The sequence below is a fragment of the Oryzibacillus soli genome, assembly GCF_051594765.1.
Lineage (GTDB): Bacteria > Bacillota > Bacilli > Paenibacillales > NBRC-103111 > Paenibacillus_AR.
Window position 1 is genome coordinate 290,909 of record NZ_JBPPGJ010000006.1, and the last position, 22,976, is coordinate 313,884.

At 56.4% G+C, this 22,976-nt stretch carries 16 protein-coding genes; 5 read left to right on the plus strand and 11 right to left on the minus strand.

All coding sequences use genetic code 11. From position 1 onward, the window contains the following. The first annotated feature begins 20 nt into the window (after positions 1-20). Both ACSEXW_RS10610 and ACSEXW_RS10615 read left to right on the plus strand, forming a co-directional pair. A complete protein-coding gene (locus ACSEXW_RS10610; RefSeq protein ID WP_438446104.1) occupies positions 21-917 on the plus strand; it encodes a carbohydrate ABC transporter permease in 897 nt (298 codons plus the stop codon). Positions 918-978: 61 nt separating this feature from the next. Beyond that, positions 979-2,688 (plus strand): ABC transporter substrate-binding protein, encoded by a 1,710-nt coding sequence (locus tag ACSEXW_RS10615; RefSeq protein ID WP_438446105.1) that lies wholly within the window; start codon positions 979-981, stop codon positions 2,686-2,688. 82 nt (positions 2,689-2,770) lie between these two features. On the opposite strand, the gene ACSEXW_RS10620 is transcribed toward ACSEXW_RS10615, so the two are convergent. From ACSEXW_RS10620 to ACSEXW_RS10635, 4 genes are all read right to left on the minus strand, one after another. Further along, entirely contained in the window at positions 2,771-3,643 is an 873-nt protein-coding gene (locus ACSEXW_RS10620) for a carbohydrate ABC transporter permease (RefSeq protein ID WP_438446106.1), read from the minus strand. A gap of 24 nt (positions 3,644-3,667) precedes the next feature. Further along, the gene (locus ACSEXW_RS10625; RefSeq protein ID WP_438446107.1) at positions 3,668-4,621 is read right to left on the minus strand and encodes an ABC transporter permease; all 954 of its coding nucleotides are present in this window, start codon (positions 4,619-4,621) and stop codon (positions 3,668-3,670) included. Between the two features lie 99 nt (positions 4,622-4,720). Continuing rightward, on the minus strand, positions 4,721-6,241 hold the full coding sequence (locus tag ACSEXW_RS10630; RefSeq protein ID WP_438446108.1) for an extracellular solute-binding protein: 1,521 nt from the start codon (positions 6,239-6,241) through the stop codon (positions 4,721-4,723). 386 nt (positions 6,242-6,627) lie between these two features. Next, positions 6,628-8,160 (minus strand): extracellular solute-binding protein, encoded by a 1,533-nt coding sequence (locus tag ACSEXW_RS10635; RefSeq protein ID WP_438446109.1) that lies wholly within the window; start codon positions 8,158-8,160, stop codon positions 6,628-6,630. A 179-nt stretch (positions 8,161-8,339) separates the two neighbouring features. Here ACSEXW_RS10635 and ACSEXW_RS28575 point away from each other — a divergent pair, with 179 nt between their 5' ends. After that, a complete protein-coding gene (locus ACSEXW_RS28575) occupies positions 8,340-10,655 on the plus strand; it encodes an AraC family transcriptional regulator (RefSeq protein WP_500797271.1) in 2,316 nt (771 codons plus the stop codon). A gap of 283 nt (positions 10,656-10,938) precedes the next feature. Here the strand turns inward: ACSEXW_RS28575 and ACSEXW_RS10645 are convergent, their stop codons facing one another. Beyond that, the gene (locus ACSEXW_RS10645) at positions 10,939-11,844 is read right to left on the minus strand and encodes a LysR family transcriptional regulator (protein ID WP_438446110.1); all 906 of its coding nucleotides are present in this window, start codon (positions 11,842-11,844) and stop codon (positions 10,939-10,941) included. A gap of 116 nt (positions 11,845-11,960) precedes the next feature. On the opposite strand from ACSEXW_RS10645, the gene tkt reads away from it, so the two are divergent. Next, positions 11,961-13,979, plus strand: a complete 2,019-nt coding sequence (gene tkt / locus ACSEXW_RS10650) for a transketolase (protein WP_438446111.1) — start codon at positions 11,961-11,963, stop codon at positions 13,977-13,979. Positions 13,980-14,042: 63 nt separating this feature from the next. Here the strand turns inward: tkt and ACSEXW_RS10655 are convergent, their stop codons facing one another. The 3 genes from ACSEXW_RS10655 to ACSEXW_RS10665 all read right to left on the minus strand — a co-directional run bounded on the left by ACSEXW_RS10655 (position 14,043) and on the right by ACSEXW_RS10665 (position 18,373). Further along, on the minus strand, positions 14,043-15,782 hold the full coding sequence (locus tag ACSEXW_RS10655) for a methyl-accepting chemotaxis protein (protein ID WP_438446112.1): 1,740 nt from the start codon (positions 15,780-15,782) through the stop codon (positions 14,043-14,045). Continuing rightward, on the minus strand, positions 15,779-17,083 hold the full coding sequence (locus tag ACSEXW_RS10660; RefSeq protein ID WP_438446113.1) for an ABC transporter substrate-binding protein: 1,305 nt from the start codon (positions 17,081-17,083) through the stop codon (positions 15,779-15,781). The genes ACSEXW_RS10655 and ACSEXW_RS10660 overlap by 4 nt, the downstream gene beginning before the upstream one ends. A gap of 177 nt (positions 17,084-17,260) precedes the next feature. Beyond that, on the minus strand, positions 17,261-18,373 hold the full coding sequence (locus ACSEXW_RS10665; RefSeq protein WP_438446114.1) for a glycoside hydrolase family 88 protein: 1,113 nt from the start codon (positions 18,371-18,373) through the stop codon (positions 17,261-17,263). A gap of 117 nt (positions 18,374-18,490) precedes the next feature. Between ACSEXW_RS10665 and ACSEXW_RS10670 the strand changes: the two genes are divergently transcribed. Then, positions 18,491-19,351 (plus strand): helix-turn-helix domain-containing protein, encoded by an 861-nt coding sequence (locus tag ACSEXW_RS10670; protein ID WP_438446115.1) that lies wholly within the window; start codon positions 18,491-18,493, stop codon positions 19,349-19,351. A 72-nt stretch (positions 19,352-19,423) separates the two neighbouring features. On the opposite strand, the gene ACSEXW_RS10675 is transcribed toward ACSEXW_RS10670, so the two are convergent. From ACSEXW_RS10675 to ACSEXW_RS10685, 3 genes are read right to left on the minus strand one after another with little or no spacing between them, the layout of a single operon-like run. Next, the gene (locus tag ACSEXW_RS10675; protein ID WP_438446116.1) at positions 19,424-19,690 is read right to left on the minus strand and encodes a DUF6171 family protein; all 267 of its coding nucleotides are present in this window, start codon (positions 19,688-19,690) and stop codon (positions 19,424-19,426) included. A 25-nt stretch (positions 19,691-19,715) separates the two neighbouring features. Then, positions 19,716-21,200, minus strand: a complete 1,485-nt coding sequence (locus ACSEXW_RS10680; RefSeq protein ID WP_438446117.1) for an alpha-N-arabinofuranosidase — start codon at positions 21,198-21,200, stop codon at positions 19,716-19,718. 17 nt (positions 21,201-21,217) lie between these two features. Next, entirely contained in the window at positions 21,218-22,249 is a 1,032-nt protein-coding gene (locus ACSEXW_RS10685) for a LacI family DNA-binding transcriptional regulator (protein WP_438446118.1), read from the minus strand. Positions 22,250-22,976 lie beyond the last annotated feature (727 nt).

Here is a 22,976-nt window from a genome sequence, read left to right on the forward strand (position 1 = left end):
TGGCGAAGGAGGCTGTTCCGATGCAAGGCGTGGTTCAACGAAGCCGGTCGGACCGTGTGTTCGACATCGGGCTGTACGTGCTGATGATTCTGGTGGGCATCGTGACCCTGTATCCGTTCCTGAACGTGCTGGCCATCTCGCTGAACGATTCGGTGGACACGGTCCGGGGCGGCATCACGGTGTACCCGAGGGAATTCACCCTGAAGAATTATGAGAAAATCTTCGAGTTCAAGGGGCTCCTTACCGGCTTCCGGAACTCGGTGATCCGGACCGTCCTCGGCTCGGTGCTGGGTGTGCTCTCGGCTTCCATGGTCGCCTATGCGCTGAGCCGCAGAGAGTTCCAGGCTCGGAGATTCTTCTCCTTCCTGTTCGCGCTGACCATGTACTTCTCGGGGGGCTTGATCCCGGCCTACATGCTGATCCGGAATCTGCATCTGATGGGCACCTTCTGGGTGTATATCATCCCCGGCATCATGAGCGTATGGAATGTCTTCATCATCCGTTCCTATATCGACGGGCTTCCGTACGCCCTTCAGGAATCGGCCAAGATCGACGGGGCCAACGATTGGACCATCTTCTGGAGAGTCGTCCTGCCGCTGTGCCAGCCGGTGCTGGCCACCGTGGCGCTCTTCGTGGCGGTGGGCCACTGGAATTCCTGGTTCGACACCTATCTGTACAATCATTCCAAGCCGAACAACACGACGCTGCAATACGAGCTGATGAAGGTCATCCAATCCACCCAGTCCGGCAATGACAATTACCGGGACCCGAACGCCCAGCAGAGTTTGTCCTCGGTCTCCCCCGAATCGATCAAGATGGCCATCACGATCGTGGTAACCGTACCCATTCTGGCGGTGTATCCGTTCCTCCAGAAGTATTTTGTCAAGGGTATGACGCTGGGAGCTGTAAAAAGTTAACGGTACCAACAGGAATCCTGTGGGATACAACGAACTGTAAAATGGAAGGGGAGGCAAGAATATGACGTACAAATGGACCCAGGTGGCCGGGGTTGTCCTGGCGGGATCCCTGGTTGCAGCGGCTGGCTGCAGCTCCGATGATTCCGGGGAGACGGCTTCCAGCACATCTCCAACCGCAGCCGCGGCATCCTCCGCCGCGGCGGCCAAGAAGGACCCCATCACGATTCGGATGGCCTCCGGCGACACCAACCCCAGCTGGGACGACATGCAGAGCGAGATCGGCAAGATCATCAAGGAGAAGACCGGCATCACCCTGAAGCAGGAGTTTCCCGTGGGCGGCAAGGACGAGGATATGTTCTCCCTGATGGTCGCTTCCAACGATTTCCCCGAGCTGGTCATGCCCAAGGGCAACGCCCAGAAGCTGATCGACGCCGGTGCCCTAATCGATCTGGCCCCGCTCATCGACAAGTACGGTCCGAACATCAAGAAGGTGTACGGTGAATACTTCAAGCGTCTTCGCTGGAGCAACGCGGACAAATCCATCTATATCCTTCCCTCCGCAGGGGTGGATCAGACGTACTTCGACGCCGGCGGCGGGTTTCAGATCCAGCATCAGGTACTGAAGGAGCTGGGCTATCCGCAGATTAAGACGGTACAGGATTATGAGAACGCGCTCAAAGCTTACGTGGCCAAGCACCCGACCACGGCGGACGGCAAGCCGACCATTCCCATGACGCTGAACGCCGGGGAATGGCAGATTCTGATCTCCACCACCAACCCGGCCTTCCTGACGACGGGAGCTCCGGACGACGGCGAATATTACATCGACCAGAGCACCTATGACGTGAAGCTTCACTATCAGCGGCCGGAGGAGAAGGAGTACTTCCGCTGGCTGAACCATATGAACGACATCGGTCTCTTGGACCGGGAGAGCTTCGTACAGAAGTACGACCAGTACAAGGCCAAGATCGCCTCTGGCCGGGTCCTTGGGATGATCGATCAGAAATGGGACTACGAGGAAGCCGAGAATGTTCTGAAGAAGGAAGGCAAGCATGACCTGACCTATGCGCGGCTCCCGGTAACCTTCAGCGAGAAGTACAAGGATATGTCCTTCGCTCCGACGGGTTACATGGCCGGATACGGCATCGGCATCACCAAGTCGGCCAAGGATCCGGTGCGCCTCATTCAGTTCCTCGATTATCTGGCGTCGGATGAAGGCCAGGTGCTGGTGAACTGGGGCGTCGAGGGCGTGCATTACAAGATCGAGAATGGCAAGCGGGTCATCCCGAAGGAGGTCCAGGACCGGAAGACCAACGATGCCAACGGCTTCAAGAAGAGCACGGGCATCGGCAACTATCTTCTGGCCCCCCGCTACGGGGACGGCGTGAAGGATTCGTCGGGCAACTACTACACGACGACGTTCCCGGAGCAGGTGCAGGCGGCCTATACGCAGGCTGACAAAGACACGCTGAAGGCTTACGGCAAGAGCACCTACAAGGACTTCTGGCCGGATGAGAAGCAGTTCCCGGTCCGCAAATACGGCGTGGCTTGGGGCATGAGTCTGGAGACGGGCTCGGATGCCAACGTCATCTTCCAGAAGAGTCAGGACATTATGAAGAAGCGAATACCGGAGGCGATCCTGGCTAAGCCGGACCAATTCGATGCCGTATGGGATACCTTCATGAAGGATCTGGAGAAGGCCAACGTCGACAAGATGAACAAGGAGTTCTCCAAGCTGGTGAAGGACCGCGTGAAGCTGTGGAATGATTAATAGACTACGAGGCCAAAAAAGACCGTTTCCGGATAACCGGAAACGGTCTTTTTGAATGAATGCTGCAGGTGACTCCAGGGGATTAGCCCTTGATGGAGCCGACCAGCGCGCCTTTGGCAAAGTACTTCTGAAGGAACGGATAGACCATAAGAATCGGGATCGTGGATACGACGATAACGGCCATCTTGATGGTTTGCTCCGGCGGCTTCACGAAGTCGGTGTCGGTGTTGGCCGCGATACCGGAAGCTGCGATAACGATCTGACGCAGCAGAACTTGGATCGGCCACATGTTGGCTTTGTTGATGTACATGATGGCGCTGAAGTAGGAGTTCCAGTAGGTTACGGCGTAGAACAGGGAGATAGTGGCCAAGCCCGGCAGGGACAGCGGCAGCACGATCTTGAACAGAATGCCCCAGTCACCGCAGCCGTCGATCTTGGCGGATTCCTCGAGACCGTCCGGCAAGCCGGCGAAGAAGGATCTCAGGATGATTAGGTTGTATGCACTGATGGCAACCGGGAAGATCAGCGCCATGTAGGTGTCGATCAGATGCAGGTTCTTGACGACGAGGAAGGAAGGAATCAAGCCGCCGTTGAACAGCATGGTGAAGACGATCATCAGGTTGAAGATTCTGCGTCCGTCCAGATCGCGGCGGGTCAGACCATAACCCATGAAGGAAGTTAGGGCCATCGAGATCAACGTGCCGAGACCGGTAACCAGAATGGATACGCCCATGGCGCGGAAGAGCGCGTCGGTGGACAGGATGTACTTGTAGGCGCTCAGGGTCCACACGGTCGGGAACAGAACGAACGGCTTGCGGGCCATCTCTTCCGCGGTGGTGAAGGAACCGGCCAATACGTGAATCAGAGGAAGAATGGTTACAAGCCCGATAATGGTAAGCAATAGGTAATTGGCGATGTCGAACATCCTGCTGCCGAGGGTTTTATCGCTATGCATCGTATGAACCTCCTTGGGAGAATCTTAGTATACGCCCTCTTCGCCGAATTTCTTAGCCAGCTTGTTGGAGCCGATGACCAAGATCAGAGCGATGACGGATTTGAACAGACCGACAGCCGTACTGAAGCTGAATTGACCTTGCTTCAAGCCTGCTGTATACACGAAGGTGTCGAGGATTTCCGCGACGTTCTTGTTCATGGAGTTAAGCAGCAGGAAGATATGTTCGAAGCCTGTATCAAGAACACTGCCGACCTTCAGAATCAAGAGGACGATGATCACGTTCCGAATGCCGGGAAGCGTAATGTGCCAAATTTGACGGAAGCGTCCGGCGCCGTCCATCCGGGCAGCCTCATAAAGACCCGGGTCGATGGAAGCCATTGCAGCCAGATATACGATGGTGCCCCAGCCAGCTTCTCTCCAGATAACCTGCATGATGTACATCGGACGGAACCAGTCGGAGTTCATCAGGAAGTTGATCGGTTGGAAGCCCAGAGAAGTCAAGACTTCATTGACGATACCGCCGTCCATCGTGAACATAACGAAGGAGATGGACACGACGATAACCCAGGACAAGAAGTGGGGAATGTAGACGATCGTTTGAAGCGCACGCTTGAAGAGACTGCTGCCGACCTCGTTAAGCATGACGGCAAGAATGATCGGAACTGGGAAGTAGAACGTAACGTTGATTACGAAGATGACCAGCGTATTCTTGAAGATGGTCCAGAACTCCGGGTCGGAGAAGAGACGCTCGAAGTGCTTGAAGCCCACCCACTCACTGCCTGTGACTCCCTTGAAGGGAAGATAATCCTGGAAGGAAATGGCCAGGCCCAGCATGGGGATGTACTTGAAGATAATAAAGTAAATCAGACCCGGCAAAATCATGAAATAGATGCTACGGTTGCGGATAACCCTTTTCCAAAAGGCGCTTCTGGCTTCCTTGTAAGGGACCGACCCCGTTTGAGCAGCTGTATTGTTCATAACGGATACATCCTTTCTCCTGTGTTATAGGCAATTCAGCAACGGGGGCAGGTCGGTCAGACCGCCGCGGGGCGGCCTGACGTTCCTGGTGTATCCCGATTACTTCTTGGCGCTTGCGTAGGACTGATTGTACTCGTCGATGATCTTCTGACCACCGTCGTTCTTCCACTTGTCGATAGCCTTCTGGTAGCCTGCGGCGTCGATCTTACCCATGATGTACTGGTAAGTGGCGTCCTTCATTTGCTCTTGCAGACGGGCGCCCTTCTCCGTGTAGGTCGGGGAATCCAGTGCTGCGGTCGGGTCGGTAACCATGAACTTCACAGCGGCATTGGACAGATCGTTAGCCTTCTCTTGCGGCTGATAGGAGTAGAAGGAAGGCGTGATGTTGGTGGTGTCGTACAGAGCCATGTTCAGGTACGGTCTGACTTCCTTCTCCAGCAGCTTAGCATCGGGGTTCACGACGACTTTGCCGTCCTTCTTGGTGTAGTGCTCGCCTTCGATGCCGTACTTGATGATGTCAGCCACTTCCGGAGACAGGAATTTGTCCATGACGCCCAGAATCGCCTTCAGGTCCTTCTCGGTCTTAACGGAGGTCTTCGGGAACATGACCACGGTGCCGTAGCCGCTCAGACCCCAAGTGATGTTCTTGCCGTCAGTGCCCTTCAGATCGTTGGATACTTCGAAGGTTGCATCCGGAACGTTCTTGATGGTCTTGTCATACATGTTTTTCACGTCGCCCATGGTACCGATGTACATGCCGGAACGGCCGGTGTACATCAGGTTCTGCTGGTCGGTCTTGGAGGTAACCGGGAAGTCTTGGTTGATCAGGCCCTCTTCGCGAAGCTTCTTGAAGAAGTTCAGGGTGTCCATGTAGCCCTTCGTTGTGAATTCCGGAACCAGCTTGCCGTCTGCAACGCCCCAGCCATTCGGAGTGCCGAACATCATGGAGACGGTCTTGAATGCGCCGTATACCAGATCGTTCCGGTCAGCCAGCGGAATGGTCTTGCCGCCGCCGCCCAGGTCGGCTTCCTTGAATTTCTTCAGCACGTTGTACAGTTCATCCGGAGTAGTCGGAGCCTTCAGGCCCAGCTTATCCATCCAGTCCTTCCGGAAGATGATGCCTGCACGGGCCGGCTGTCTTTCTTGGTACAGAGAGTAGATCTTGCCGTTCACCTTCGTATTGTCGAGCACCTTCGAGTCCAGCTTGGCAAGGTTCGGGTAATCCTTCAGGAAAGGCCCGATTTCCCAGAACTGGCCGTTCTTGATAGCGTCGCGCATCAGAATGAAGGATGCGGAGTTCTTCAGGTACACGACCTGCGGAAGAGCGCCGGTTGCGAAGGCTGCTTGGAATTTCTCATCATAAGAACCGTCCGGAACCCATTGGATGTCCATCTCGGAATTGGTCTTCTGCTCAATGAGCTTCTCCAGTTTGTCCGAAGGTACTTCGGTGGTTTGGAGGTTCGCCATTACGGTAAACTTTACAGGTCCAGATTGGGTAGCCGCCGGAGAGGCGCTGTCCCCCGTCGAGGAGTCCTTGCTTCCGCAGCCTGCCAGTACGCTGCCTGCCATTGCCAAGGTGCAAAATACACTTAGCCACTGCTTGCGGGTCATTTGTGCCATGTTTTCTCTTCCTCCGTTTTCAATTGTCTATTCAGCGGTGTCTGCTGTCTACGCCTCTAACTATACCCATGACGCCGGATTCCGAGAATAATCCCTGTCTCATACGTTTGTGAATCAAAGAGCAACGGCCAATTCCGATTGAAAATGTGTCGAATAATATCGAAACGGCTGCTTCCTGTCGAAATGATTATAGCTTAGATGCAAGGTAATAATCATTCTCTTGTTTCTGGGTGGTGTGCCATGGGGTCCGTAAGTGGCTGAAAAGATGGCGGCTGGCTGTCCGCTCAGCCCGAGAATCCCAAATCCGAACTAATGATTATAGGTGTTACAAACGCAAAAACACCGCCAAGCCTAAGGCTTGAACGGTGTTTGTCGGAGTTTCGTGCTTATTTGGCAGCCTTCGTCAGACGGTACGCGTCGCTCAGCTCCTGGATGACCTGGGCGCCGCCGCGCTGCTTCCATATGGCAACTTCGTTGCGGAAGCCGGCTGCGTCAATCTTGCCGAGAATGTAATTGTAGGTGGCGTTGGAGATGATGGCGTTCAGCTCCATGGATCGCGCGTCATAGGTGTCGGAGGAGAGGCCCACCGAAGGATCCCGGATCAGAAAGCTGGAATTATCGGCCACGAGCTCGTCGACTCTACGAACCAGCGGGTCCATCCCCTCCGGGGACAGCTTCAACAGATTCGGATTGTTGATGTTGGACACCATCAGCGACAGAAGAGGCTTCACCTCGTTGTTCATCTTCTCCACCAGAGGGGAAGGGGAGGAGACGAGGCCGTTCTTCAAGATGTAATGCTTGTTCTCGATGCCGTAGAGCATCAGATTGCTGACATCCTTATCCATGCTGCGGTTGAAGAAGGCCAGGGTTTGCTTCAAGGCGTCTTCCGTAGGGATGGCTTTCTTGGAGAAGAGGAACAATCCGTTATAGCCCGGTATGGACCAGACCCCGTAGCCCTTAGGGCCTTGGATCCGGTTCAGCACGATGACCTCCGCGTCTGAATTGACCTGCTTCATTTCCTCCTGCATCCGGGGGGCATCCGCCAGGCTTCCGATATAAATGCCGGCTTTGCCGGTCAGCATCATGTAGCGCTGCACCGATTTGCTTGTAACGGGAAAGTCCTTATTTATGATATTCTCATTATAGAGCTTCTTCATATAATTCATCGTATCCATATATTCGGGCGTATCGAATTCCGGTACGAAGGTATCGCCTTTAATGGACCAGGAGTTCGGGGTGCCGAAGTAGGAGCTCAAGGTCTTGAAGGCGCCGTAGTAAAGGTCGTTCCGGTCGGTCAGCCCCAAGGTGTCGGCTTTGCCGTTGCCATCGGGGTCCTTATCGGTGAAGGCCTTCATCACCTGGTACAGCTCCTCCAGATTGGTCGGGGCCTTCATGCCCAGCCGGTCCAGCCAATCCTTGCGGATGATGAGTCCCTGCCGGGATTCGGGGCGCTCGTTGTAGAGCCCGTAGATTTTGCCGTCCACGGCCGTCTGCTCGAGTACCGCCTTGTTAAGCGTCTTCAGGTTAGGGTAGTGGTCCAGGTACGGCCCGATGCTCCAGAACATATTCGAACGGATGGCGCTCTTAACGGCCGTGAAATCCACCGGCTTGACGAAGACCACCTGCCGCGGTGTATTGGTCTCCAGCGCATTCAAGAATTTATTGGAGTAGATGTCATCCGGAATCCATTGGATATCCAGCTCTACGCCGGTCCGGGCCTGCAGCTCGCTCATGAGGCTGGCCGGCGGGGCCTTCTCTTGGTGCAGCGGCACCATCATACTGAGCTTCGCCAGTCCCTTCAGCGGCTTCCCGGTTTCCTCCGGTGCCGGTACCGCTTCCTTGGTGCAAGAGACGGTGATCAAGGACAAGACGATGATCAGAATGAGGGCCAAAACGTGTGTTTTCGGACGAATATTCATCTTGGTTCTCAGACCCTTCGATAAAGTACACTCTACTATAATTGTACACGAAAAAAGAAACAAGGTCTTCTGAGAATTTTTATTAATATGTCATAAAACGCACATTGCTATTCGTCATGGCAAATTGGTACAATAGAGTGATCCGATCATAAATGTATGCATGTAGGGGGTGAAATAGGATGAGAAAATCCAATTTTTTAACAAAAATGACACTATTCAGCTGCGTGGTTTGTATCCTTCCGGTCATGTTTATCGGATTTTTCTCCTATCTGAATTCCTCTCGTGAGATACAAAAGCAAGTAAACCTGGGCCAGCATCAGATTCTGACCCAGATGAACTCCAATGTCGAGCAGACCCTGCAGACGGTCCAGCACGCCTTGAACCAGCTGGTGAATTCCACCGTCATGTCCCGGGTGTTCAGCGATACCTTAACGGAGCAGGACTTCATCTTATATCAGGATTTGCGCAAGGAGCTGCTGAATACCCAGACGTACTATACGAATCTGGAGGACGTAGCCATTGTCAACCTGAAGATGAACTGGATGATGAAGAACTCCGGATTCTATCAATTCGATACCTACCTCCAGCATGCGCAGATCGGCAACCAGATGATGCTGCCGAAGAACAGCTCCTGGGTGCTGAACCCGAGTCTGTGGTTCTACAGCGAGATGAAGGCCAACCTGGACAGCTGCCCGTATACCATCAGCCTCGTCCAGAAGCTGCCCGCCCATTCTCCGGACAAGACGGGGATGGCGTTCGCCAATATCTCGTCCTGCTCCATGCCGAGCATCCTGAACTATACGCCGCGGGAGCATGAGACCGTCATGATTCTGGATGATCAAGACCGGGTGGTCTACCATAATGATCCCCAGATGATCGGCAAATACGCGATGAATACCGGATTCATTCCCAATACGATGATCTTCAAGGACACAAGCGGCCAGTTCCAGACCAAGGCCGACGGCAAGGACTACACCGCTACCTACCTCCGGTCGTCGACGAACAATTGGGTGTACGTATCCATCATCTCCATCGACAGCTTGACCGAGGAGGCCGTGAAGATCCGCAACTTCACCATCTTCCTCTCCGTCCTGATCGCGGGTCTGTTCATGACGGTGGCCTGGTTCTTCTCCAGGAGCCTGTACTCGCCAATCCAGCGGCTGGTCCGTCAGATCGCGGATAAGAATCCGCAAGCCCCGGGGACCAGAGTGAATGAGTTCGATATGATCAGCAGCCGGGTGCAGGATCTGTTCCTGTCGAAGACCCAGCTGGAGCAGGAATCCTTCCGCTACCTGCAGCAGGCCCGGGACTTCTTCCTGATGAAGCTGTTCCAGGGAACCATGCGCAGAACGGATATTCAGGAGAAAATGGAGCAGTTCGACTTCGACGAACGCCTGGCCGACTGGAAGACCCACTCGGTCATCGCCGTTCAGATCGATACCCTGGAGGAAACCACCTACCGGAAGGAGGACATGGACCTGCTGGTCTTCGCCATCCGGAATATCGTAGAGGAGCTCATTCCCGAAGACCGCAGGCTGGTACCCGTCTCGATCGACCAGACCGTGGCCCTGCTCGTCGGGATGGCGGAGGAGGTCTCGGACGATTATAACACTTGGATCTATTCGTTGACCGAATCCATCCAGCAGGTGATCCAGAACATCCTGAAGCTGAAGGTCAGCATTGGCATCAGTATGCCGTTCGATGACATCAAGCATACGCCGGTAGCTTACCGCGAAGGCTTGGAGGCTCTGAAGCACCGGATTCATCTGGGGCTAGGCGTCATCATCAACTATTCCAACATGAACGAAGGACGCCATCAGCGGAGCCTGGACTACCCATGGCTCACGGAGAGCGAGCTGTTCGACGCCATCCGCTTGGCGGATCCGGAGAAAGCCCGGGAGCTGCTCAGCCGCTTGATGTCCAGCATCTTCAAGCATGAGCTGACGCCGCAGGAATATCAGGTTCCCATCGTGAAGCTTCTGAATAATATATTGGCCATGGTGCAGGAATCGGGCATCCGCCTGAATCAGCTGAATCCCGGCGGTGAGTCGTTCTATGATGAGCTGAACCGGCTTCCGGTGGCCAAGGAAATCGAGGAATGGTTCTGGGGCCGGATCGTATCTCCGCTCATCGCCATCTTCCGCGAGCGCCAGGAATCCCAATATCAGAGCATCTCGGAGACGATCCTGGACCGGATCCACAAGCAGTTCGATACGGCGCTGACCATCGAGCAGCTGGCTGCGGAGCTTCATTATAACGCGAATTACCTGAGCAGCGTCTTCCGCAAGGAGACGGGCCAGACCTTCAGCGATTATCTGTCCGCTTTCCGGTTTACCATGGCCAAGAAGTGGCTCATCGAGACGGATATGACGGTCAAGGATATTGCCGAGAAGCTTCAGTATCAGAATTCGCAGAACTTCATCCGTTCCTTCCGCAAGCAGGAGGATATGACCCCCGGACAATACCGGGAGGTCCACCGCAAGATGCAATCCTAATCGTCCAAGCCATTATTCGACAGCTTGTGTCAATTCCCGGGAAATAATCGGGATGAACAGAACGGGGAAAGCCCGCCGGAGCGTTTGCTCCGGCGGGCTTTATGGCGTCAAGGCGGGGAAGGAGCGCGGAAGCTCCGGCACCGCATGAGAGCACAGAGGAGAGACGGATGCGCTCCAGGAGGATGCGGTGGAATCTTGCTTATGAACGGATTATACCTGATGCGTTGGGATGGGTTCTGTAGCCGGGAATACCGATTTTATGTGTCTTTTACTACAGAATGATTCACGTGACGGAGGGCTCCTCTTCGGAAGGAAGCCTCATTCTCCGGATGAATTCGCTGGCGGCTTGGGACAGCGGCATTTTTTTTAAGGTGACGATACCGGTCTTGGTAAAGGGAATGGGCTCCTTCAGCATCACCTCGAACAGGGCGCCCTCCCGAAGCTCCTTGCTAATGAACTCCTTCGTGACGAAGGAGACGCCGAAGCCGATCTTGGCGAACTCGATCAGGAGGTCCACGCTTCCCAGCTCGATCTCGGGCTCCAGGGACAAGCCCCGCTCCTGGAACAGGCTGGTGATGAAGCGGCGGGAATTGCTGTTGCTGGAGAAGAGGATAATGGGGAACTGCAGCAGCTCCTCCATGGAAACAGCGCGCTCTGCCAGGAACTTGTACTTGGGTCCGACGACGAAACAATCCTGCAGCATGATGCCCTCCGTAATCTGGAGCTGCTCATCCGATACGGGCATCCGGACGATGCCCAGATCGATCCGCCCCTCCTTCAGATGCTTGACGATCTCGGGGGTGGTGCCGTGAACCAGATTGATCTGGATATCCGGGTATTCCGAATGGAAGGATTCAAGGTAGGGAAGGAGGAAGTGCTTGCATAACGAATCGCTTCCTCCGATCTTGATCTCCCCGCTTGTGAAGTGGGTCAGCTCCTTCATCTTCTCTTCCGCCAAGGTGATGAAGTTGTAGGCGTGCTCCAGGTACGAGTAGAAGACGGCGCCGTCCTTGGTAAGCTCCACTCCGCGGGGGACGCGGGAGAAGAGCTGCAGACCCAGCTGGTCCTCCAACAGCTTGATGGAGTGGCTGACGCTGGGCTGGGTGATATAGAGCTGCTTGGCGGCTTCGGACAGGCTTCCGGTCCGTGCGGCGCAGCAGAACACCTTGTAGAGGTCCCAATTCATCATAGGTATAGACACCGCCTATATGAAGTATTTAAGATATCAATTTTATATATGGTTTAAGCCCCATTATAATGAAGGAAGGAATAATCTGCAATTTCATTTTATAGGAGGCTTGATCCATGCAAGCGACACGTACTATTGAAGAGCTTAGCATCAATACGATCCGCACCCTGACCATAGACGCCGTCGAGAAAGCGGCCATGGGCCATCCCGGCATGCCCATGGGAGCGGCTCCGATGGCTTATACCCTCTGGACCCGGTATATGAAGCATAACCCGTCCAACCCGAAGTGGGCCGACCGGGACCGGTTCGTTCTCTCCGCCGGCCACGGCTCCATGCTGCTGTACAGCCTGCTGCATCTGTGCGGCTATGATGTCACGCTGGACGACATCAAGGAATTCCGCCAATGGGGCAGCCGGACGCCGGGACATCCCGAATTCGGCCATACTTCCGGTGTGGAAGCCACAACCGGACCGCTGGGCCAAGGCTTGGCTATGGCGGTGGGCATGGCCATGGCCGAAGCTCATATGTCCTCCGTGTACAACCGGGACGGCTTCAAGGTCGTGGACCACCATACCTACACCATCGTCGGCGACGGCTGTCTGATGGAGGGCATCTCCAGCGAAGCCGCCTCTCTGGCCGGTCACCTGAAGCTGGGCAAGCTGGTGGTGCTGTACGATTCCAACGACATCTCCCTGGACGGCAAGCTGTCCATGTCCTTCTCCGAGAATGTGAAGGCCCGGTTCGAATCCTACGGCTGGCAGTATCTGCGCGTCGAAGAGGAGAACAATGTGGACGCCATCGGGGAAGCCATCCGGCAAGCGAAGGCCGACACAGGCCGTCCGACCCTGATCGAGATCAAGACCACCATCGGCTACGGCAGCCCGAACAAGGCGGGCAAGGGAGGCCACGGCGGTACCCATGGCAGCCCGCTGGGCAAGGATGAGCTCCGCTTGACGAAGGAGAATCTGGGCTGGCCGCTGGAACCGGACTTCTATGTGCCTGAGCAGGTCTACAAGCACTTCGAATCCGTGAAGGAGATCGGCCGGGAGCAGGAGCGCTTGTGGCAGGATCTGTGGATCGCCTACGAGAGCCAGTATCCGGAGCTTGCGGCCCAGTTCAAGCAGGCCGTATCCGGGGAACTGCCGGGCGGCTGGGAGACCTCCCTGCCCCGTTATCAGGCCGGCTCTGCGGAGATTTCCACCCGTACCGCCTCCGGCAAGGCCATCAACGCGCTGGCCGGTCAGCTTCCGATGCTCCTGGGCGGCTCCGCCGACCTGGCCAGCTCCAACCTGACCAATATGAACGGGCTGCCGGACTTCAACGCAGAGCAATATGACGGCCGCAACCTGTGGTTCGGCGTCCGCGAGTTCGCCATGGGCGCCGCGCTTAACGGCATGGCTCTGCACGGCGGCGTCCGGGTGTTCGGCGGTACGTTCCTGGTGTTCAGCGATTATCTGAAGGCGGCCATCCGCCTCTCCGCTCTGATGAAGCTGCCGGTGGTGTATGTCTTCACCCACGACAGCATCGCCGTCGGCGAAGACGGTCCGACCCATCAGCCGATCGAGCAGATTCCGTCCCTGCGGATGATTCCGGATTCCACCCTGTTCCGGCCGGCCGACGCCAACGAGACCTCCGCTGCTTGGCAGTACGCCATGCAGCTGAGCCAAGGCCCGGTAATCCTGGCGCTGACCCGCCAGAATCTGCCGGTGCTGCCGGGCACCGAGGAGCTGGCCTTCGCCCATGTGGCACAAGGTGCTTACGTGCTCTCCGATTGCGACGGCAAGCCGGACCTGCAGCTGATCGCCACAGGTTCCGAGGTGAGTCTGGCACTTGCGGTCCAGAAGAAGCTGGACGGAGAAGGCATCAAGACCCGCGTCATCAGCATGCCGAGCCGGGAGCTCTTCGAGCGCCAGCCGGAGGACGTCCGCCGCAGCATCGTTCTGCCGGACGTGAAGGCCAACGCGGTTCTGGAGATGGCGTATCCGGCGGGCTGGGACAGCGTCCTGGAGAACGGCGGCCTCGTCATTGGCATCCGCACCTTCGGCGCCTCCGCCAAAGCGGGCAAGGTCATCGAAGAGTACGGCTTCACCCCGGATAAGGTAGCCAGCCGCATCAAGGACCGGTTCTTCAAATAAGCAGCGACCCATGACAAAGCCCCTGTTCCTCGTCACTCGAGGCAGGGGCTTTTGGGTGTGGCATTAAATTTTGAACCGGCTGATCAGCGCCAGAAGGTCCTCGGACATTCTGGAGAGAGAAGCGGCCGAACCGTTAATTTCCTCCATAGTGGCCAACTGCTCTTCGGCGGAGGCGGATACGCTCTGCGTGCCCTCCGAGGTAATGGCCGTGACGGAGGAGATGGTGTCGAAGGCCAGAACCAGCTGTTGGGTTCTGGTAGACATGACCTTGGAGCCCACTGTGATATCCTTCATCTCGGACGACACGGCTTGTACGGCCTTCTCGATCTGCTGGAAGGTTTCGCCTGCTCTCGACACGGCTTGAATGCCGGCCAGCACCTCTTGCTCGCTCTCGTAAGCCTTCCGGACACTCCGCTGCGTATCCTGTTGAATGGCCTTGATTACCTCCGTGATCTGCTTGCCCGAAGCGGCGGTCTGCTCGGCCAGCTTCTTGACCTCGGATGCGACTACGGCGAAGCCGCGGCCGGCCTCCCCTGCACGGGCTGCCTCAATGGAGGCGTTCAGCGACAGCAGGTTGGTCTGGCTGGCAATGTCGGTGATAATTCGAATGATGGCCCCGACTTGCTCGGAGCGTTCGCCGAGAGAGCGGACAACCCCGGACATATCGTTCATCTGGGCTTGGATGGCAGACATCTGGCTGATGGCGGTCCGAACGGCCTCACTGCCCTCAACCACCATATCGGAGGTATGCTGGGTGGCGGACATGACGAGGTCCGATCTCCTAGCGATCTGCATGGTTTCGTCATCCATCCGGTGGACCATATCCACACTTTCGGTGATGCTGGCTACCTGGCGTTCCGAGCCTTGGGCCAGCTGCTCCGTAATCATCGCGATGTGCTCCGTTGCCTTGCTGGTCTGTTCGGCACCCGCCGACAGCTCCTCCGAGGCCGCTGCAACCTGCTGTCCATGATTCCCGATCTCTTCAATCAGCTGCCGGAGGCTGCCGGACATCAGATTGAAGGCATTCGCCAGCTCTCCAAGCTCATCATGGCTCCGGACCTCGATGGTCGTGTCCTTCAGGTCACCGGCCGCGATTTGGGATGCCGCCGCTTGCAGGGCGGCGATCGGGCGTGAGATTTGCCTGCTGATGACGAAGACCACTACGAGCCCGACGGCGCAGGACAGAAGGGTGATCAGCACCATGGCAATTTGAGACGAACGGGTGGTGCCCTTGGCCTGCTCAATTTCGGCTGCTGCCGCCGTTTGCTCGGCTTCCACGAAGCGGGAGGACACCTGCGCGAATTTATCCACGATTTCCCGCTGCTTGGCGGCGGATTGTTCGATCAGGTCCTGCCGGCCTTTCCCTTTGGCATCGATCATCTGATCGGAGAAGCTGATAAACTGCTCCTGGAGCAGATCCAATCCATGCAGAATCTGCCTGCGGTCCCGGTCGTCGATCATGCCGAGCAGCTGGCCGTGGACCCGGCTGAACGCGGTGCGCAGGTCCCGATAGGAATCCAAACGTTTCTTCTCCGAGAGCACCAGATAATCGGACACGGCGGCATGCTCGGATTCAATGATGGTGTCCAGGTCTTTGGTCAGGTTAATCGTCTTGATCCGGTTGTTCAGCAGGTCGGTGTAGGTATTGTTCACATGTCTGATATCGAAGTTGGCGATGATTCCCAATACGGCTAGGAGGGCCAATACGGTTCCGAAGCCCAGATAGAGACGCTTCCTGATGGTCATGCTGGTCCAGAATGACTTCCAATGCTTGATGCAGAGCTCGCTCCAACGCTTCATCATTTGCCGGTCCCTCCTTGGTCAAAAAGCTTCTCGGCTTCTTGACGGAACGACCGAGCCGCCTCCTCCGGGGACAGAGCACCGGAAATCAGATCATTCAGCTTCAGCTGAAGCAGATTGCTGACAATTCCCGCCTGCTTGGGCGCGGGCGGATCGATAGGAGAGGAATGCTTGGCCACGTAAGCCATGTGCGTGTACTGCTCTTTGGCTTGGACGTCGGCCTTCTGCATCAGACGGTCGGAGATTTTGGCAGGAATCGGAACACCGCGTTCCCCGTTCAGAATGTCGTTAGCCTCCGGGCTGTTGATGAAGAAGCTGATGAACTTTACGGCTTCCTCCGGATGCTTGGAATAAGCCGAAGCGGCAAGGAACTGGGATGGCTTCACGAAGTTGCCTTCCTTGGCTCCCGAATAAGTCGGCAGGTTCAAGAGCTTGATGCTTCTGCCGGCCATATTGCCCAATGCGACGACTTGGTTGCTGGTTGTCGGGAATAAGGCGGTTTTGCCCAGAACCAACGAGTTATTAGCCCCGATGGTCGGAGGGCTGACGTCAACCTTGGGATTCAAGAGCTTTTCCCCCGTCCAACGTTTCACCGTAGACATGTACTCTACCATGCTCGGATCCGAGTAGCCCAGTCCCGTACCGCCCCTATTGTACAAGGACTCCCCCTTGGTGCGCAGCCAATAGGATACGTCGATAGCGTTATCCAGCGGGTAGAAATCCGGGGTGTTGATCTTCTCCTTCAGCTTCTTCAGGGTCGCGTACAGCTCGTCGAAGGTATACCCGTTTGCCAGCGGGGGAACCCCTGCCCGGTCGAACAGGGCGGGATCATAAGCGATGGCCAAAGCATTGGTTCCCATGGGAATCGCATACTGCTGGCCATCCTTGGAGCCGGGCTGGAGATAGGCAGGATCCATGTCGGAGATGTCCAGGATCTTGTTCTTGGTATAAGGGTTCAGGGGTTCGATCAGATCCTTATTGATGTAGTTGAAGATAAAGCTGTAATCCCCCTGGATGATGTCTGCGGTCGTCTGATCGGCTGTTTCCAACGCTAACTGTGTAGCGACGGCCGTAGCGTTGGCGTAATCCTCAGTCTCGATTTTTACATTCGGATGGGCCTTCTGGTACAAGTCGATGACCTTCAAGGTCAGCTCTTTGCGTTGGGGGCTGCCCCACCAGATGAATTTCAGTTTAACGGCATCCGCCGATGAAGCGGAATCCGTCTGGCCTTCACATCCGGCGGCTCCCAGCATCAGTACACAGGCCGTAGTGGCAAGGAGGAATGGCTTCCAAGTCTTTCTCAATACGTCACCTTCTTAGCTGTAATGGGGAAATAAGGATAGGAACTTGCAAATTATAACACAATTCGACATCGTTCAATTAGTTATTTTGTACTATTTGCTGTGGGAAATGGCTGGGAATGTGAAATTTCGAACAAAAAGAGCCGCCCCCATAGGGAAGCGGCTGCTTGAAAGAGTGTTTTAGAAGATACGTCTCGTCCAGCCATTCAGCTTAGCCATGGCTTCGGCATAATAATAGTCGCCGTAGATCAGGGAGACGTTGATGTTGCTCTTGGCCGGCTTGTGGCCGGTGCCCTCGACGAGAATGGCCTGATGATCCGGCTTCTCCCAGGTCGCATACGTTTCCGTTAAGGATTGCAGCATGCGGTGGGCGGCCCCGGCATAGATCCGCTTCTCGGCGGCGGGAACCAGCTCGGCCAGATCCAGCAGGCCGGAGGCGGCGATGGCGCCTGCCGAGGTGTCGCGCTCTTCGCTCTCGAGGGATTCCACGCGGAAATCCCAGTGGGGAACATGGTCTTCCGGAAGCGCGGCGATGAAGTAATGCGCGATTCTTTTGGCTGCGTTCAGGTAACGAATGTCGCCCGTGTACCGGTAGGTGTTGGCGAAGCCGTACAGCGCCCAGGAATTGCCGCGGCTCCAGGCGGAGGTAGGGGAATAGCCTTGGCCGCCCAAGGGCTCGATGAACTCGCCGGACTCCGGGTCGAAGGAGAGAATGTGGCACACGGAGCCGTCGTCGCGGACGGCGTACTGGAGGAACGTATCGGCGTGCCGGATGGCGATGTGCTTATACCGGGGATCGCCGGTGACTTCGGTCGCCCAGAACAATAGAGGGATATTCATCATGCAGTCGATGATGGCCCAGCCCAGATGGCTGCCGTTCCACGCACGGATGAAATTGCCGGCGGGGTTGAAGCGTCCCGCCAGGAAGTTGGCGGCTTCCAGACCGATCCGCAGCCCCTCCTGTTCTCCGGTGATCTTGTGCTTGATGACGGCTGTGGGAAGGAACTGGAAGCCCACGTCGTGATGCAGCTCGCAGGGATATCTGCGGAAGCATTCCTCCAGCCTGGCATCCCAGCCCCAAGCGGCATTCTTGAAGAGGTCCTTGCCGGTTACGTCGTACATGAGCCACAGAAGACCCGGCCAGAAGCCCGAGGTCCACCAGTCCGGCTTCAGGTCGTCATAGATTCCGTCTTCTCTTGCGACATGGGGAGACTTGCCCCCGATCTGAACAATCATCCGTTCGACCTTGCTCTCCAGACGCTTCATCACGTCGGAGCAATATGCTGCATCCATGTGTATGTCCTCCTCGTCCATCGTATGTCTCCATTGTAGGCTGGCGGACAAAGGGAATGTTGCAGTAAAATAGGATAAAATGTTCTTCTATTGCTCTCTATCCGGGAGGCGAAACGCTTGAAATCGTTGTTCAGCCGGCTCTCCTTCAACCAAAAACCGTACATCTGGACCCACCGCAGATGGTCGGAGCAGGATTTCGACGGCTATTACCATTGGCATCAGGGCGGAGAGCTCCTATTCGTCCATCGGGGCACGGGCCGTGTCATTGTCAACCAGATGTCCTACGACATCCGGCCGGGGATGCTGTTCTTCTTCCAGCCCTTTCAGCTGCACAAGGTGTATGCCGAAGTGGAGGAGGCTCCTTACGAGCGATCCATCTTTCACTTCGACCCGGCAGCCCTGGAGCCGTTCACCTCAGCTTATCCTCAGCTGAACAAGCTGCTGACCGCCATGCGGCAGGGGCTGGTCACGCAGCAGGCCTACGACTTTAAGGAGGATCTGGACTATATCAGCGGGCTGTACGACGGCTTCCAGCGTTACAGCGCCTCCTCCCGCCATTGGGAGGAACAGGGGGCGCTGTTCCTTCTTCAGCTCATGACCTGTATCCGGTCCGCGCTGCATGGAGAGGATGGAACGGCACGGGAGTCGGCTCCCCAAGCCCGGCTGTATTCGGAGCGCATCATGCATTGGGTGGAGGAGCATTATACGGAGCCCTTCGAGCTTCAACAGCTGGCGGACGAGCTGCATCTCTCGCGGACATACGTCTCCCGCATTTTCCGGAGAGAAACCGGCAGCAGCATCTCCGACTATCTGACGGCCCGGCGGATCAAGCAGGCCTGCAGTCTGCTCCGGACCACGGACTGGCCGGTCCAGCTGATTGCGGAGCGGATCGGGATGCCGAATCCCTCGTATTTCATCCGGATCTTCAAGCAGGAGGTCGGGATCACGCCGTACCGGTACAAACATACTCCGCTGTAGCCTACAACGCCCAAAAAGCTCCTTCCTGCACGCCAAACGGCGGACCAGAAAGGAGCTTCTTGTATTGACCGCTTACCAGCGGGGGGAGCCGGGATGCGGGCAGGAGGAGGCGGTGAGCCTGGAGCGCCACTTGACCAGACAGCCGCAATAACGGCAGGTGGTGCCGCCGGTCAAGGCGTCACAGCTGTGGCAGAGGGCCAGGCGCCTCTCATATTCCTGATCCGGCACGGCCTCTCCGTCCTTCAGCTTCATGCGGGACCACAGACGCTCCATCCCGGCTTCCAGCTCATGCTCGGGGAGCGGGTCCGTGCAGTTGCGGCACCCGGGTCTGGCTTCCATGGGATCGTCCTCCTCCAGGTCCATATTAGGCGGACAGCGTGATGACGGCGACGGAAGCGGCGGGGAGCTCGGCCGTCAATACTCCGTTCTCCAGGCGGATGCTCCGGAGTGCTTCAGGCTGTACCTTGCCGGGCTCGGCAAATGTGTTATATGCATTCAGCTCCGCATGGGCGAGGATGCGGCCTTCTGCAGCAGAATAAGCGGCAGTGCCGGACAGCTCCACCCGGAGGGTAGCCCCCTCGGCATGATGCAGGTTGCAGACGGACAGGTTCAGCTTGCCGGCCGCATCCTTGGAGCAGGAGACCGACAGCTGGGGAATGCTCTCCTCCCCGAAGGTGTAGAGCGGAGACTCGATTTCTACCGGGATGTGCTCCGCATCCTGATGCACCTTGAACATCTCGAACACATGGTAGGATGGGGTCAGAATCATTTTGCCGCCTTCCGTCAGGATCATGGCTTGAAGCACATTGACGGTCTGGGCGATGTTGGCCATGTGGACTCGCTCGCAATGATGGTGGAACAGGTTCAGGTTGATGCCGGCCACCAAGGCGTCGCGCATGGTGTTCTGCTGATAGAGGAAGCCCGGGTTGGAGCCCGGCTCCACATTGTACCAGGTGCCCCATTCGTCCACGATGATGCCGACTCTTTGGTCCGGATCGTATTTATCCATGATGGCAGAGTGCTGGGTGAGGAGTTCATCCATACGCAGGGTCCGCTTCAGGGTGGTGAACCATTCGGCTTCGCCGAACTCTGTGGCGGATCCCTTGTCCTTCCAGACGCCGGTCGGCAGGGTGTAGTAGTGGAGGGAAAGTCCGTCCATGAAGCGTCCGGCTTCGCGCATCAGCACCTCGGTCCAGTTATAGTCGAAGTCACTGGCGCCGCAGGCGATTTTGTAGACCTTGTTGTCGCCGTAGTTGCGGACGTAGGTGGCGTACCGGCGGTATTCATCCGCGTAATATTCCGGCCGCATGTTGCCTCCGCAGCCCCAGCTCTCATTGCCAACGCCGAAGTAACGCATCTTCCATGGCTGCTCCCGGCCGTTGGCCTTGCGAAGGTTGGCCATGGGAGACTCACCGTCGAAGGTCATGTATTCCACCCACTGCTGCATCTCATAGACCGTCCCGCTTCCGACGTTGCCGTTGACGTACGGCTCCGCTCCGATCAGCTCGCACAAGCGGAAGAATTCATGGGTGCCGAAATGGTTGTTCTCCACCGTGCCGCCCCAGTGAGTGTTGATCATCCGCGGGCGCTGCTCAGCAGGGCCGATGCCGTCCTGCCAGTGATACTCGTCGGCGAAGCAGCCGCCCGGCCAACGCAGCACGGGAATGTTCAGATTCTTCAGGGCGGCGGCTACATCGTCCCGGATGCCGTCGGTGTTCGGGATGGGCGAGTCCTTGCCCACCCAGATGCCTTCGTAGATGCAGCGACCCAGATGCTCGGCGAAGTGGCCGTAGATGGCGCGGTTGATCTTGCCCTTGGTGCGGTCGGTAAGGATCTTGGCTTGAACCATGGATAATTGCTCCTCTCTTATAAGGACGGGTTCCTAAGGGAATCCCGTGTAATAAACCGGGCGGGCAGCAGTTGAAGCTTGCCGGGCAGTGTGCCTTGGTGCGGCTCCTGAAGCGCTTCCAGCATCGCATCCACCAGCTCCTTCATATCGAGACGGAAGGTTGCCAGCGTGGGGGTAAAATCGGAGGCCAGCGGAATATCGTCGCACCCGATGACCGAGAGGTCCGCCGGAATGCGCACTCCATGCTCCTTCAGCCTCTGGGCCGCGCCCGCGGCCATCCAGTCGTTGGCGGCGAAGATGCCGGTGGGCGGCTCCAATGAAGAGAGCAGCCGGAGCACAGCTTCGCCGGCCGTATAGCCTCCGGCCCAGTTCATCTTGCCGGTAATGATCTCCGGCCGGAGGCCTTCCTCCGCCAGCCGCTCCAGGAATCCGGCGTGGCGGTCGGAGGCGGAGGGATACTTGGCCGGACCGGCCAAGTGCAGCAGCCTCCGGTGCCCCAGCTCCAGCAGCCGCTCCGCCGCCTGCCTGCCGATCAGGCGGTCATCGAAGGACAGCCGCAGTCCCGCCTCCGGGACCGTATCGCCGCCTTGAAGGTGCACGACGCGGGAATACAGAGGAATCATCTCGGACAGCCGGCCGGAATCCGGGATACCCATGACCAGCAGGATGCCGTCCCGGTCACCCGCGTGCTGCTCCGGGTCCACCATCGCGAAGGGGATGGACCTCCGGGCGCATGCGGCGGACACCTCCAGCAGGAACCGGCTGTAGTACGGGTCATCGGTCTTCATCTCCGACGGACAGAGCAGATACAGCGGCCGGACAGATGCCTTGGGGCACACGTAGGTGCCCTTGCCCTGGATCTGGACCAGCAAGCCCTCCTCCGTCAAGGACTTGATGGCCGCCCTGACGCTGATCCGGCTTACGCCCCACTCCTCCGCCAGCTCGCGCTCCGTGGCGATCTTCACGTGTTCCTTCTGCTGCTGCAGCCGCAGGATCGTGGCCCGGAGCTCCTCCGTCAGTCTCTCTTTAAGTAATGGTTTTTTCTCCAAACGCAATCCCCTAACTATAGAACCAATTTAATACCAATATAGCACCAATGAAATACCAATACAAGAGGGGGGAAAGCGGTTGCTGATTCGGGAAAATAAAGTTTGTTAATGGGAAGTATAGTTAGTTAATGAATAAGAGAAGGGTTGTTCGTTTAAACGAACAACCCTTCTGACTTAGAGTAAGAATTTGAGACAAGGCATTACATTAAGCTAACGGCAGTTTAGCTCAAAATAAAGCAAGTTAGTTACAAATAAAGGAAAAGCGCAGTGTCGTATCGAATATTATCTGCATTTGTGAACTTCGTAAATAAGCAGTTATCTGCAATTGTCCAGAACCTAAAGAAGAAAGCCCATCAGGAATCAAGATCTTGACCCCCAAGAGAATCAAGAACCCGACTGGAGATGGACTGCGAGCAATCATCTCGTTCGACGGAACCTTGATTCTTAAAAACGATGGGGTTCAAGATCAAGGGATTCCTGAACGAAATCGTCTTAAGGTCTTTACCCATCAAGATATTCAATACTTATATAAGGGCAATGAAGGGATTCATCCGATAAAGACATTGGAAAGGCGGAAAGGACTGGTAAAGCCGATTGGTTGAAGGGACTTTCCCTTGTACCAATCGACGAAACCCAGCCTTCCCGCCACCCTTGTGAACCCCTTCGAGGAAATCGGATGAACCCCTTAAAGCCCTTATGAAAAACGTATTGAAAACCTAGAAATGTT